Raw genomic sequence first — 608 nt, 5'->3', positions numbered from 1 at the left:
CCTACACCAGCAGCGGATCTTGTTGAAAAGTATGATGGCATGAAGGCTGTGTTCTACCAGAGGATCCTGAATGCTTACGCCAAGCTGCAGGCTGCCGCTGCTCCCATGATTGAGCAGGCTGGTACCAGCGAACGTGCAACTGCCGCCAAAGATTACATGGAGACCCTGCAGACCAAGCCTGAGTTCCAAGCCCTGGTCAAGGTTGCCGCTAACGTGGGCCAGGAGGCCGGTCCCATTATTGACAAGGCCCGCACAACACTGCTGGGTCTGTACGGACACTACGTGCGCCCCCGCTTCGGCAACCAGCTGAGCGACGCCATCGACGGCATCAAGGTCTACCTGGACCAGTACCTGCCTGCTCAGTAAAGAACACAAACTGGAGCAAGCCACCTGGCAGCAGCCTGTAATAGATGATAGAGCATAGAAAGTACACCAGTTTAGGCTGAGAAGAGTAATGCACAATGCAAATTCAATCCTTTGCCTCTTTTTCAAATTAAGATCTTTGCCAAATAATGCAAGAAGTTAAAAGAAGTGCGAACAACACCTGTGCAAATTGTGCATGTACAGTATTTTGTGTTTGATACACTAACCAACGTCTCTGTGTGATT

1 protein-coding gene is annotated in these 608 nt (G+C 50.3%); it reads left to right on the top strand.

Annotated features, from left to right (window positions below):
- A partial coding sequence (locus tag EYD45_RS16800; RefSeq protein WP_165453959.1) for a hypothetical protein occupies nucleotides 1-366 on the top strand: 366 nt, incomplete at its 5' end.
- Nucleotides 367-608: the final 242 nt, after the last annotated feature.

This window comes from Hyunsoonleella flava (genome assembly GCF_004310325.1).
GTDB classification, from domain to species: Bacteria; Bacteroidota; Bacteroidia; order Flavobacteriales; family Flavobacteriaceae; genus Jejuia; species Jejuia flava.
This window is presented reverse-complemented; position numbering and strand designations above follow the sequence as displayed.